The following is a 12,085-nucleotide window of genomic DNA, read 5'->3' on the forward strand; positions in this document are numbered from 1 at the left end:
CGTTTTCATCCCCCAGCCGTATGGTGATTTCTACAACTTACTTAATCTTTCACGTAATTGTTCGTCCTTTTCAAGCATTTCTACACATACATTTCCTACAACTTTCGCCGATCTAGAATAGTGTTCAGCCAATTCAAGTGTTTTATGTAATATATCAGGATATTTTTCAATTACTCTCATCGCTTCACCTTTTTGATAAAAATCACAGCTTAGTAAACTCTCAATATTCGTTCCAATGACGTCTACATGGATTGTATATATGTTTTCTAACTTCATTACTATATCAAGTAGTTCTTGAAAATTAACTAATACTTCTTCTCCACCACCAGAACCACTATCTCCCATTGATACTTGCATTATTGAATACCTCCTAACGAGAATTGTCTCGGGTCAATTAACTTTTTATATGGCATTTTTAACACGTCATACAATTTCTTATTCACCGCATAGAGGCTCACCCAGTCATATCGATTACGTTCTACATCTATTTGAACGAAATCTTCTCCTTCAGTGAAATATAAGAAACATTCCCATTTTCCTCCTCTATTACTCCGAGGCCTCGTATACGTTTCCATCGCTATAACGTCTTTATTTGATAAATCTTTTTCCTCAAATGTTTGTTGTTCTGTTTCTGTCATTCTCTTTGAGAAAAATGTATCTTCTATTTCCCTCGGTTCTCTCAATAAGAAAGGAATGCGTGTTAATAATGAAAAATATACGTCTGGCTTTGGTATGTAGTCGATCTCGTATTTTTTATTTAGCTCTACTTCTGTTAATACAGCCACTCGATCTTTATCATGTTTCAAAAAACCAATTAATACATTATTAATTCTCGTGTATTCATGACAATTTTCATATTCCTTTAATAGCTCAATAATTTGAAAAGCTGCAGGGGTAATTCCATTTTCGCTTGTAAGTAAGCCTTTTTCTTTTAAACTCGTAGTTGCTTTCGTGACACATTCTTCATCAAGTAAAATAATTACGTCACGGTTTGGCAATCCAAATATATCCGTAACCCCAGCTGCACCTGCGAGAACATATAATTCAGCAGGTGCAAAATTCATTTCTTTTCCCATTCTTTTATCCCTCATTTCTCCATCACAACTGTTTTATCGCCCTTACTTCCGGTCTATCTCCGTACGTTTGAATACTTTTATCTAACTCTTTCAAAGCTTTCGTATGTCCTTCAAATGCCTCTACCATTTCTGAGTTATATTGAATGATTAAATCTAGATAACTTAAAAAGGCATCTCTCGTTTTTCCATTCCAGTTCGCACATGTAACGTATGCTTTTAAGTTTTTCGCTTCGTTTAAAGAATCCTTCATACCATTTTCAATATTTTGCGCATAAGAAATGGCACTTGCAGTGTTACTTCCTATAATTTCAACCTCTTTACCACTCATGTGGGTTCCCCCATTCTTTATATGTTTAATGGATAAGATTTTCAATTTCTTTTTTCTTTTCTTCAAAAGCCTTGGTCGCTGCATTGTATGCTGACGCTTTCTCCGCTTCTGCTTTCGCTTTATATTCCAAATACTTTGCATAAGCTGTACCTATCGCAGATCCAACATCGCTTAATGCACTTTTAAAATAGGATAATACTGTATTTAAGTCTTCATCCTTTTCATGACGTTTTTGTTCAAATTCAACTGCCGGAATTTTATTAGCTTCTAAGCCATTACTTTTACTCTCATAATCTCTCTTCGCTGATTCAGCATCTTGAATGAATCGTTTTAATTCTCTTTCTTGATCTTTTAAATAATCATGTAATTTATCATACTGGTCTCGTTTCCTCGCGCTTTCTGTAAAACCCGATGCATTTAAAAAAGCATTGTACAATTCATCTAACATCTTTCTCCCCTTTATTACAATAACTATGTAGTTAAATTCATATATTTAAACATGAATATTCATTACATTGAGAATTTATAAATAATTATTTTTGCATATCGCTATTTTATCAAAGGGATTTTAACATTTCCATATTTTATAAAAAGCTTTCGCATTTTTCTTCAATTAAATAGCAATGAATATTTATCATCTACAAATTATAGTTTTATATAGATTATTGGAATTTAATCCACATTAAGTAAATTAATAACAAATAATCATCATTTACATGTTATAATTACGATGTGTACATTTAGCTGTATTAGATGTATATGTGTAATACGTATATTTAATAAAGTTAAATTAAACTGGGGAGGCTTTCTCAAATGGGCAAGAAAACAAGCAAAGCTAAAAAATTTTTGGGATTCGTAATCACCACAGCACTAGCAACTACAATGATGGTAGGCACAGCAAACGCACAAACAACTACGAATAACTATAAAGTAGCTGGCAATGCGAACACTGTATTTACAGATGTACCAAAGGACCACTGGTCAAAAACTGCTATTGATTACTTAGCAGCAGCAGGGATTTATAAGGGATATGGAAATGGAAAATTTGGTTTTGGGGACAACATTACTAGAGGACAGGTTGCTTCTTTAGTCAATCGACATTTAGGTTTAATAGCAGATGATAAACAGGGAAATATGTTTAGTGATATTACAAATCATATGTTTGAAAAGGATATCAAAGCCATTGCGCAAGCTGGAATTATGACAGGTGATGGAACAGGTGCATTTCGTCCAGATGACGCATTAAATCGGTATGAGATGGCAGTAGTATTGCAAAAGGCATTTCAATTAAACTCAAAAGGACAAGAGAACTTTAAAGATGTACCAAAAGGTCATTGGGCCTATGAATCTGTAAATGCAGTGCGTAGTAACCGGATATCCCAAGGTGACGAGTCTGGTAATTTTAATGGCAACATGCTTGTGAAACGTGAGCAGTATGCACAATTTTTCTATAATGCAATAGCAAAGAACAGATCTTATAATTTCAACATCAATACAAAAGAAGAAATGAAACAAATGTTAACAACAGCTTTACAGGATGGGACGTTTGGTCCATTTAAATTAGATGTACTGGGTAAAGATATATCTGAGGTAAAAAAAGAATTTGGAGTGCCTGATGTTTGGAAGCAAGCACCATGTACAGAATGTGATGCACCTACTACAGCGGTATATGGAGATTATAATATTGATATGTACCCTTCGGACGCTAGATATATATGGGTAAAAATGGATATCACTATCAATGAATTAAAAGAGTGGTTTGGTGAGCCAGATGGAATTGGAGAGGATATGACTAGTGAAGGCTTTATATATAATCGGGGAAGCTATTCTCTTTATTTCAGCTTCTCTGATGGTTATATTCAACGCGCTGAAATATCTAAAAGTGAACATCATTAATACGTTACAAGCAATATAAAATATATAAAGCATAAAAAAATCCTTCAAGAACGTGCCTTTTCTTGAGGGATTTTATTTTGTTTCTATCTATTTAACATAATACAAAGCTGTAAAACTACTACTGATTAAAGTTCCACTTTATTTTTCTTAGTGCTCCGCATTCCATTCACTTAAATACGTTACATATTCTAGTTCATCTGGATCATCATATAACATAGAAATAAACTCTAATTTATTTCCATCACAATCTAGAAAATATACGCTTGCAGCTGGCATCCACCTTTGGACAATTGGTTCTCGATTTCCTTTCCCTTGACTCCCTACTACCTCTATTCCACGCTTCTCTAACCATAATTTTGAAGCATTTAAAAACTCTAAATCTACACGAAAAGCGAAGTGTTTCGTCTCAAATTCTTCATTTATATGTACTTCCCATAATCCGAGCATTTGCTCTTTACTTTCTCCTACCCAAAAGAACGCAATTCGTCTTTTCGATAGTCTTTTTGCTAATGCTAAACCTAACTTATTTTGATAGAAATCTATTGCCTTTTCTAAATTTCTGACATGTAAATGAGTTTCATATATGCTTTGTATCATTATATATTTCTCCCTCCTTTCTAATTTTTTTAAAATATGTTTTGTTTTTATCATACAAATTAATATATTTTTAAACATCCTACTTTTGTATAATTGTTCTTTCCTTCAAATGTATAGGTATCCAGCTCTATAACTGATGTCCCAATCCTAAAATTCAATACATTAAGCATCCTTAAATTTACATTTTCATGTAGTTAGTTTCTCTCTATACTACCTTCACTAACAAAGATCTCTAGCTAAGCCTTTCATTGTTCAGTAAAAAAACAAGCCATCCAACTCAAATGAATTGGATGGCTATTTGTTATGAGATTACTTCAATTTCCCCTCAAAAACAATTTTTCTACCACACGGTTCAACTTCTGTTTTTCCGTCTTTCTTTACTTCATGAAAGATTGGCTCTTCCATGCGACGAGACGGTGCATATCCTTCTTGTTCCATACGCGCTAAGCAGTCTGTAATTGTTTCGTTTTCGAGTACTTCAAATTTCTTTTTATTAGGTTGTTTTGTCATGCCCTAACCTACTTTCTATTTTTCTTGATGCGAATTGATTCTTCATGTAGACCATATATACCATTGCGAGAATTCCCATTATAATCATAACCGCAATAAAAAAGCTTGTATACTGTATTTTTTCTATAAATACGCCTCCTAATACAGGTCCCATAATACTTCCTATACTAAAGGCGATTCCGGATAATATATTACCTGCTGGTAGTAAGTGTCTCGGTAATAAATCTGTCATAAATCCAAGACCTAGTGAGAAGCACGAGCCAATGACCATACCTGCTATAAGCATACATGCAAAGACAATCCAGTAATATTGATCAAATACTGCTGCGAGTAGGAAAATGCCCGTACTTACGCTGAACGTCCACGTTAAAATACGGTCTCTTCCGTATTTATCACTTAATATACCGAGCGGGATTTGTGTAATAATGCCCCCAACTGCGAATGCTGGTAATAAGAAGGAAACTTCCGATACAGACCATCCTTTGCGAAGTGCGTATACTGGTAAGTTACTATTTAACATCGCTTCAAGTACGCCGTATGCGAGCGGACCAATTAGCGCAATCCAAGCTAATCCAGCGACTTGTTTATAACGAGAAAAGGATGATTCACTTTCAGTTTTTACCTCATCTTGTGCTGGAAATGCATTTTTCGTTGGTAGTAGTAAAAGCCATCCTATTAAGCAAAGTATAGTAGATACGATAAATGGTGTTGCAAGACCGTACTGAACAGTGCTTGCTAAATACGGGCCAACTGCGAAACCAATTCCGAAGAATACACCGTATATCGATACTTGTCTACCTATTTTACTCGGGTCTGATGTTGTCGTAATCCATGTTTGTGTTCCGACATGAAGCATATGATCTCCGACTCCAACTAGAAATCTAAGAACGAACCATACCCAAAATGAAAAAGTTTGTGTAAAAAAGAATAATGAAATAATAACGAGAAACCCACCAATAACGATAATTGGCTTCATTCCAAACTTTTGCATCGGTTTTTCAAGAAACGGTGAAATAACTAATATCCCAATATATAATGCCGTCGCATGAATACCGTTAATACTTGAACTAACCCCTTCTTGTTCAAAAATCATTGCAATGGCAGGTAAGAGCATCCCTTGTGACAAACCTGAGATTGCTACAATTCCAACCATAATCCAAAAAGTAAAACGCATCGACATCCTTTTCCCTCTCCTTCTCACGCTTTCCACTTTTCATTATAAACTGTTTCTTCAAATGCGTGTACGAATATTCATAATAAAAAAGAAGCTAAAAGAATGAACCTTTTAGCTTCTTATCCTTCCCATACTTGCGCTTTCACATTGTAATGAAAATGCTTAAAATATGGATTTTCATAAAATGAAGGCCCAAATAAAATCGGATGTGTATGGACCATTGATTGCTGCACTTGCAAAGGAACTACAGCTGGTGAAACTTGCATATACATCGGATTTATAATCATTTTTATATATGGATGATCATTATATGGAGAATGATACATTAAAAATGGATTATGCATTGACTCTCTCCCCTTATACATACAAATGCTATAGTATATGCAAGTTTTATATTTCGGGAATTATTTATTGTCTAACCAATCCTCAACATGTTTTATAAATACATCTAAACAATCTATAAACGGTGAGTGTCCGCAATCTTCTAATATCTTCAACTCTGCATTTGGCAAATGTTTTGCTAATTCCTCACCGACTACTTGCGGTACGACGTAATCTCTGTCACCTTGTATGACGAGTGTTGGAGCTTTAATATGATGAATTTGCTTATTTCCCTCTACAACCCCGTTATGTTCATCCGAAATATTAAATGTAATGAGCGCATAATTCACATCTACGAAATTACGTTGCGTTAACATATCATCTAAATACTTTTCATAACGATCCGGTTCAGGTTGATTATGTGTATATATTAATAGATTCCATACTGTACGGTAATATAATTTATTCATATTTTTTATCGCATCTAGCACTGGAGCAATTTGTACGGGATCTTGCGCGATTTCTTCTTTCGTCTTTACTAAACTTGATACGATCGGTTGCCCGTTAATATCTTTTTTAAAAATTGGATATCCCTTCATTCCCACTGATTCTACTAAAATCAACTTTTCGACAAATGTTGGATGATTCGCTGTAAATTGCATCGCAACACCACCGCCCATTGACCAGCCCATTAATGAAAATTTCTTCAAATTTAATTTATCTATAAAAAGTTTCACATCTTCTGCAAAGTCTTGTAAAGAATCTATCGCCTTATTATACGTTGATTGTCCAAATCCTCTTAAATCAATTGCGTAAATATGATATTGCTTTTGTAGTTTCTCAATAACTAAATCAAAGTGTTGTGACGATGTCATGTTCCCGTGAATGAGTACAAGAATTTCTGTATTTTGCCTTCCAACTTCCTGATACGCAATCGTTTCTCCGTTCGATAGTGAAACAAACTCCATTGTTGCAGGCTTAATCATCACAAGTTCCCCCATTCTATTTAATAGAAAGAAAATTCTTTACTTACTTAAAGAATAACATATAGAATGTATGTTCTCAACATAAAGCCTATACGAAATTTCCACATAAAACAACATGTCTATTACTAGACAATTATTATAAAAAAGTATATAGTTAGCTAGGTAACTAATTTGAAAGGATCAAAATACATGGACGAAAAACAACATTTTTTCCACATTGTCAGTCAAACTTCTCGTAAGTTTACGAAGAAATTTAATGAACGTGTATCTCCAACAGGATTATTTAGTGCGCAATGGGCTGTTATTTTCCGCATTAATCAAACTGGATCTTGTACCCAAACAGAATTATGTCAATATTTAAATGTTGAATCACCAACGATGACTCGTACGTTAACACGTATGGAAACTATGGGCTGGATTATTCGTACGGAAGGAAAAGATCGCCGTGAGAAGCTCATTTCCTTATCGGAAACAGCAATAGAAATGATTCCAGTATGGCAAGAAGAAGTTGATTCCTTTGAAGAAAAGACGCTAGAAGGTATTAAAGAAGAAGACTTACATGAAGCTTTTCAATTGTTACAACAAATTATCAAAAATTTAGATCATTAATATGGAGGGATGACGATGCAAAGTGAAAAACTTTGGACGAAGGATTTCCTCGGAACTTGTTTTAGTAGTCTGTTTCTCTTTTTAACATTTTACATGCTTATGACTACTCTGCCTGTCTATGTTATAGACAGCCTAAAAGGAAAACCTGAGGAAATTGGTTTAGTTGCAACTGTTTTTCTTATTTCATCTGTTTTATGTAGACCATTCACAGGAAAATGGCTCGATGATTTAGGAAGAAAGAAAATATTATTTATTTCACTTTCACTATTTTTAGCCGCTACCGTTATGTATTTCGGTACGCAAAGTTTATTTTTATTACTTGCCCTTCGCTTCTTACATGGTATTGGATTCGGAATGGCAACAACAGCAACTGGAACAATTGTAACTGATGTAGCACCAGCTCATAGACGCGGCGAAGCACTTGCTTATTACGGCGTATTTATGAGTCTACCGATGGTAATTGGTCCTTTTTTAGGTTTAACAATTATTTCTCATTTTTCATTTACTGTACTATTTATCGTTTGTTCAGTATTTTCATTACTCGCATTTTTATTAGGATTACTAGTCAATATTCCGCATGAAGCACCAGTAAACAAACAAAAACGAGAAAAAATGAAATGGAAAGACTTAATTGAACCATCTTCTATTCCAATCGCTCTGACAGGATTTGTTTTAGCCTTTTCTTATAGTGGCATTTTATCCTTTATTCCTATTTATGCGAAAGAGCTCGGTTTAAGCGAAATTGCAAGTTACTTCTTTATTTTATACGCACTTGTTGTGGTCATTTCTCGTCCATTTACAGGGAAAATATTTGATCGTTTCGGTGAAAATGTACTTATCTATCCCGCTATTATTATTTTCACAATTGGGATGTTCATTTTAAGCCAAGCGCAAACTTCATTTTGGTTCCTTGGCGCAGGTATGTTAATCGGTTTAGGATACGGAACATTAATTCCAAGTTTCCAAACGATTGCAATTTCTGCCGCTCCAAACCATCGACGTGGTTCTGCGACAGCTACTTACTACTCGTTCTTTGATAGTGGCATTGGCTTCGGTTCTTTCATTTTAGGTATAGTCGCTGCCAAATCAAGTTATCATAATATGTATTTTATCGCAGCTATTATCGTTGCGTTCACTTTACTTCTATATTATGGATTACACGGACGAAAACAAAAATTCAAGAAACAAAGTACAGACGGACAAATATCTGCTTAACGTTCATAAGGAAAGTAAACTTACCCGTTTACTTTCCTTATTTTGTATTTATTTTAAGACGAGCGTATACTTATAATAGAAACTAAAGGAGGTACCTATATGAATGTAAAGAAATCTCCCCTGCTATTACTGTTACTAGTATTACTATTCGTAGTTACAGGGCTTGGGTTTACTTTTTTTAAAAATAATAAAGCGACCCCCACTAAAGCAAATGTCACAAAAGAAAACTGGTTGGACGATCCTTACTTACGCTGGTCGTATACACATATGAAAGAATTCACTTTAATAAATGAAGTAAAAAACATCCCTGACCAAGTTGCTCCCTTCCCTACCGCGTTACAAAACTTAGACGATTTTGCTGTGGAGCGTAGATTTGGAAGTACGACTCCTCTAAAAAAACTTTTAGACGAAAACAAAACAGATGCTTTTGTCGTTGTACATAATGGTCAACTTGTTTATGAACGATATTTCAATGGATATAACGAGAGTGAACCTCATGGAATGGCATCATTAGCAAAGGTGTTTACTGGTGCAATCATACAATCTCTCGCTGAAGAAAATCTTATTGATGTAGAGAAAACAGCTGACACTTACATAAAAGAATTAAAAAATACGCCGTTTGGAAAAGCAACACTTCAGCAATTACTGGACATGCAAGTTTCCGCTGAATACCCTACTCACGGATATATGCAGCTAGGACTAGAAAATCAAGATGCACAACTATATTTAGCTAGTAATATTTTACCCCGAGGTAAAAATTACGAGGGGCCTATGAAAATTTATGATATGTTACTAGAAGCAGAAGAAACTGCACCACCTGGTTCAGCTTTTTCTTACAATAACGGATCAACTGAAACACTCGCTTGGATTATCCGAAGGATTACAGGGAAATCGTTAGCTGAAAATGTAAGCGAACGAATTTGGTCTCACATTGGTATGGAAGAAGACGCTTATTACGTTACAGATGAAACAAAAGTAGAACAAGCAAGCGCTGGCTTAAATGCAACTGCTAGAGATATGGCGAGGTTCGGACAATTACTATTAAATAATGGTCAATATAGCGGAAAACAAATCGTCCCTTCTTCTATTACAGAAAGTGTGAAAAATGTACAAGAAGGTGCGCTCGCAATTGGTCATGGTGCTTCCATTTCTTATCATAATCAATGGTGGATTCCGCACAATGAACAAGGTGCTTTCGAAGTGTTAGGCAGTTACGGACAAACTCTTTACATCGATCCGAAAGCAAGTATGGTAATCGTCCACTTCTCTTCTAACGCTGCGCCTAGTAATGAAATCCATTCGGTTTATTCCGATATGTATATTGATATTGCACATCATTTGGAGAAGCTTCCACAGTAGTGGAGGCTTTTTTTATTTACCCAAATCCTATTCCAGTTAGTACTTGGTTAGTAGGAGTTGCCGAAAGAATTACTATTTAAGCCACACCTAAACCCCATTTATATTGATAATATTTTAGTAATTTGAAAACACTAGTGCTTAGGAAAGGAGGGATTGTGAATGTCTGTGAAAAAGCTATTAACTGGATTAATCATTTCACTTGCGATGATTGTAGTTATGACTACTTTAGGTTCGCTCCGTGTATTTGCCGAATCCGACGTTGTGAGACAGCCTATTGAGGTTGAATTGAATGATGATTACTTTAATCCGAGTATCATCACTGTTCCGGTTGGGAAAACGACGACGTTACTATTGAAAAACAAAGGAAATAGAGATCACACCTTTACGGTGAAAAAGCTCGGAATTGACGCCGAAGTCCCGTCAGGAAAAGAAATAACAATTACCGTAAAACCTGAAACTCCCGGTACATATGAACTAATATGTCGGTTCCACTACTTGAAAGGAATGGATGGGAAAGTAATAGTCAAATAACAAGCAGTACCGGCCCTTACTTTTTTATAAAGTGAAACTTAAATTCGCGGGGGTGTCCCTCCCCCGCAGATTATGAGCTCTCACTAATCAGTTTTTTACTGGTAGCATAAAACCGTTACATTTTCATAGCGTATGAAATTTGTGTTTTGATGGTGCTACCCCATGCCCATCAACTTAAGAATTTTATAACACCGCAAAAAGAGAGAATGTACATTTTCTCATGAAGATGCATATTCTCTCTTTTTGGATATATTTGTATTTCTTAGCTTGATAGCCATATGTGTACTAGGGGTTACACGAATAGAACGGTACCTTTTATATATTTTCTGTCGTAATATTAACTCCATATTCTCTATAAAAGTCTAAAATTGCACATGCATTCACACCCAAATCTAATAGATTTTCTGGAAAGTAAATTTTAGAATCCAGAACCACACTATCAGATGTTTGTAGAATATTCTCTGCTTGGACAGCTGCTCCTAAAGCAGTAAGATGTGTCTGTCCTAACGGATCTGATATGTTCACACATCGTCTATGCAATACACCAGTAGCATCATAACCTTTAAGGTGAATAACTATGTTATGTGCACTTCCCCTTCCGGGTTTATAGAGAATACTTTTCCTTAAATTGGTAAATTTTTCTCCGCTAATCATTTTCCAAATCCCTGTATTCACCAGAGAAACCAGTCCATATGTAGAAATTTTACTATCAAAAGCAATACGAAAGTTAGTCGAAACAGCATGAATTGATTCTGGCAGGGTTACGTGATCGGGAGTATCCAAACGATAACATTTGGTTATATAACCGTTGGGAAAGCGGACTTTGACTGGATTAGTCATTGGATAAGCCTGTCGCATTCCCTCTCGAGCTTTGACTTCAAACGGAATAGTTAACCGGTCCATATACGCTGTTGAATTTGGTCCTGCTTTGTCTTGAAGAGAATATAGTGCGTTGATATCAACCGTAACCTCTTGAAGATCTTTTGAATAAATTTTAGAAAAAAGGGCTGCTGTCCCCCCCATCCACCCTGAAGCTAATACAACAGGGGATTGCACCTCAACATTTTTTAATCCATCAATAGAACTCTTAAAGCGTTCAGTCCAACGAGTAATGTCAACCAATGGAATTTTTTTTCGAACTGCAGATAGGAGTAGTCTATCTTGAGGATCATTAACCGCATTAACAACTAATGTGAAATTATCATCCAAATTTCTTAAGGGATCATCTGTTGTGTTGTCTACCTTGACTATTTTTACTCTCTCTGATTCAAAAGGTAACGCTTTCCCTAAGGTTCTTCCTCCTAATCTAATTTCCAAATCAGGATGTCGATCATGTAAAATTCGAGCAATTTGACTACCAACAACTCCATACCCACCAACAATTAATACTGTTTTTTTATTCATCTGAAACCTCCATTTTAATTAGTGTGAGATTATAAGTTTAAATGATTAAAAACTTAAACCTTTCAACATATTATCGCTA

Annotated in this window: 15 protein-coding genes; 5 read left to right on the forward strand and 10 right to left on the reverse strand. The window is 35.2% G+C overall.

The genetic code is table 11. The features are described 5' to 3' along the window. Positions 1-30: 30 nt before the first annotated feature. The 4 genes from JFU23_RS03815 to JFU23_RS03830 are packed head-to-tail and all read right to left on the reverse strand — an operon-like array spanning position 31 to position 1,852. Entirely contained in the window at positions 31-357 is a 327-nt protein-coding gene (locus tag JFU23_RS03815) for an MFS transporter (protein ID WP_201031422.1), read from the reverse strand. Further along, a complete protein-coding gene (locus JFU23_RS03820; protein ID WP_201031423.1) occupies positions 357-1,076 on the reverse strand; it encodes a DUF5081 family protein in 720 nt (239 codons plus the stop codon). The genes JFU23_RS03815 and JFU23_RS03820 overlap by 1 nt, the downstream gene beginning before the upstream one ends. A 22-nt stretch (positions 1,077-1,098) precedes the next feature. After that, positions 1,099-1,404, reverse strand: coding sequence for a WXG100 family type VII secretion target (locus tag JFU23_RS03825; RefSeq protein ID WP_016091772.1), 306 nt, complete (start codon positions 1,402-1,404; stop codon positions 1,099-1,101). A gap of 25 nt (positions 1,405-1,429) precedes the next feature. Next, on the reverse strand, positions 1,430-1,852 hold the full coding sequence (locus tag JFU23_RS03830) for a hypothetical protein (protein WP_002033061.1): 423 nt from the start codon (positions 1,850-1,852) through the stop codon (positions 1,430-1,432). Between the two features lie 365 nt (positions 1,853-2,217). On the opposite strand from JFU23_RS03830, the gene JFU23_RS03835 reads away from it, so the two are divergent. After that, the gene (locus tag JFU23_RS03835; RefSeq protein ID WP_016091773.1) at positions 2,218-3,300 is read left to right on the forward strand and encodes an S-layer homology domain-containing protein; all 1,083 of its coding nucleotides are present in this window, start codon (positions 2,218-2,220) and stop codon (positions 3,298-3,300) included. Positions 3,301-3,447: 147 nt separating this feature from the next. On the opposite strand, the gene JFU23_RS03840 is transcribed toward JFU23_RS03835, so the two are convergent. The 5 genes from JFU23_RS03840 to phaZ all read right to left on the reverse strand — a co-directional run bounded on the left by JFU23_RS03840 (position 3,448) and on the right by phaZ (position 6,903). Beyond that, entirely contained in the window at positions 3,448-3,897 is a 450-nt protein-coding gene (locus JFU23_RS03840) for a VOC family protein (RefSeq protein ID WP_002137260.1), read from the reverse strand. Between the two features lie 309 nt (positions 3,898-4,206). Further along, positions 4,207-4,407 carry an NETI motif-containing protein gene (locus JFU23_RS03845; RefSeq protein WP_000166302.1) on the reverse strand — a complete coding sequence of 67 codons (201 nt, stop codon included), beginning with the start codon at positions 4,405-4,407 and terminating at the stop codon, positions 4,207-4,209. Next, complete coding sequence (locus tag JFU23_RS03850) at positions 4,391-5,587, reverse strand: MFS transporter (RefSeq protein WP_201031424.1); 1,197 nt, start codon at positions 5,585-5,587, stop codon at positions 4,391-4,393. The genes JFU23_RS03845 and JFU23_RS03850 overlap by 17 nt, the downstream gene beginning before the upstream one ends. 113 nt (positions 5,588-5,700) lie before the next feature. Beyond that, positions 5,701-5,925 (reverse strand): hypothetical protein, encoded by a 225-nt coding sequence (locus JFU23_RS03855; RefSeq protein WP_201031425.1) that lies wholly within the window; start codon positions 5,923-5,925, stop codon positions 5,701-5,703. Between the two features lie 60 nt (positions 5,926-5,985). After that, a complete protein-coding gene (phaZ, locus tag JFU23_RS03860; protein WP_201031426.1) occupies positions 5,986-6,903 on the reverse strand; it encodes an intracellular short-chain-length polyhydroxyalkanoate depolymerase in 918 nt (305 codons plus the stop codon). Positions 6,904-7,077: 174 nt separating this feature from the next. On the opposite strand from phaZ, the gene JFU23_RS03865 reads away from it, so the two are divergent. The 4 genes from JFU23_RS03865 (at position 7,078) to JFU23_RS03880 (ending at position 10,602) form a co-directional block, all read left to right on the forward strand. Then, positions 7,078-7,497: a MarR family winged helix-turn-helix transcriptional regulator gene (locus tag JFU23_RS03865; protein ID WP_002013810.1), complete on the forward strand. Its 420-nt coding sequence runs from the start codon at positions 7,078-7,080 to the stop codon at positions 7,495-7,497. Positions 7,498-7,512: 15 nt separating this feature from the next. Beyond that, a complete protein-coding gene (locus JFU23_RS03870; RefSeq protein WP_002128166.1) occupies positions 7,513-8,712 on the forward strand; it encodes an MFS transporter in 1,200 nt (399 codons plus the stop codon). A gap of 99 nt (positions 8,713-8,811) precedes the next feature. Further along, positions 8,812-10,071, forward strand: a complete 1,260-nt coding sequence (locus JFU23_RS03875; RefSeq protein ID WP_201031427.1) for a serine hydrolase domain-containing protein — start codon at positions 8,812-8,814, stop codon at positions 10,069-10,071. Positions 10,072-10,230: 159 nt separating this feature from the next. Beyond that, positions 10,231-10,602, forward strand: a complete 372-nt coding sequence (locus JFU23_RS03880) for a cupredoxin domain-containing protein (RefSeq protein WP_002033053.1) — start codon at positions 10,231-10,233, stop codon at positions 10,600-10,602. A gap of 315 nt (positions 10,603-10,917) precedes the next feature. Here the strand turns inward: JFU23_RS03880 and JFU23_RS03885 are convergent, their stop codons facing one another. Next, complete coding sequence (locus JFU23_RS03885; RefSeq protein WP_085311907.1) at positions 10,918-12,006, reverse strand: saccharopine dehydrogenase NADP-binding domain-containing protein; 1,089 nt, start codon at positions 12,004-12,006, stop codon at positions 10,918-10,920. Between the last annotated feature and the right edge of the window lie 79 nt (positions 12,007-12,085).

It is taken from the genome of Bacillus sp. TH50 (assembly GCF_016650565.1).
GTDB classification, from domain to species: Bacteria; Bacillota; Bacilli; order Bacillales; family Bacillaceae_G; genus Bacillus_A; species Bacillus_A mycoides.

Bases quoted from the DNA above. Each gene is read 5' to 3' on its own strand.
- JFU23_RS03885 (WP_085311907.1), bottom strand. From the start codon at position 12,006: ATGAATAAAAAAACAGTATTAATTGTTGGTGGGTATGGAGTTGTTGGT.
- JFU23_RS03865 (WP_002013810.1), top strand. From the start codon at position 7,078: ATGGACGAAAAACAACATTTTTTCCACATTGTCAGTCAAACTTCTCGT.
- JFU23_RS03870 (WP_002128166.1), top strand. From the start codon at position 7,513: ATGCAAAGTGAAAAACTTTGGACGAAGGATTTCCTCGGAACTTGTTTT.
- JFU23_RS03835 (WP_016091773.1), top strand. From the start codon at position 2,218: ATGGGCAAGAAAACAAGCAAAGCTAAAAAATTTTTGGGATTCGTAATC.
- JFU23_RS03815 (WP_201031422.1), bottom strand. From the start codon at position 357: ATGCAAGTATCAATGGGAGATAGTGGTTCTGGTGGTGGAGAAGAAGTA.
- JFU23_RS03880 (WP_002033053.1), top strand. From the start codon at position 10,231: ATGTCTGTGAAAAAGCTATTAACTGGATTAATCATTTCACTTGCGATG.
- JFU23_RS03845 (WP_000166302.1), bottom strand. From the start codon at position 4,407: ATGACAAAACAACCTAATAAAAAGAAATTTGAAGTACTCGAAAACGAA.
- JFU23_RS03855 (WP_201031425.1), bottom strand. From the start codon at position 5,925: ATGCATAATCCATTTTTAATGTATCATTCTCCATATAATGATCATCCA.
- JFU23_RS03830 (WP_002033061.1), bottom strand. From the start codon at position 1,852: ATGTTAGATGAATTGTACAATGCTTTTTTAAATGCATCGGGTTTTACA.
- JFU23_RS03840 (WP_002137260.1), bottom strand. From the start codon at position 3,897: ATGATACAAAGCATATATGAAACTCATTTACATGTCAGAAATTTAGAA.
- phaZ (WP_201031426.1), bottom strand. From the start codon at position 6,903: ATGGGGGAACTTGTGATGATTAAGCCTGCAACAATGGAGTTTGTTTCA.
- JFU23_RS03820 (WP_201031423.1), bottom strand. From the start codon at position 1,076: ATGGGAAAAGAAATGAATTTTGCACCTGCTGAATTATATGTTCTCGCA.
- JFU23_RS03875 (WP_201031427.1), top strand. From the start codon at position 8,812: ATGAATGTAAAGAAATCTCCCCTGCTATTACTGTTACTAGTATTACTA.
- JFU23_RS03825 (WP_016091772.1), bottom strand. From the start codon at position 1,404: ATGAGTGGTAAAGAGGTTGAAATTATAGGAAGTAACACTGCAAGTGCC.
- JFU23_RS03850 (WP_201031424.1), bottom strand. From the start codon at position 5,587: ATGTCGATGCGTTTTACTTTTTGGATTATGGTTGGAATTGTAGCAATC.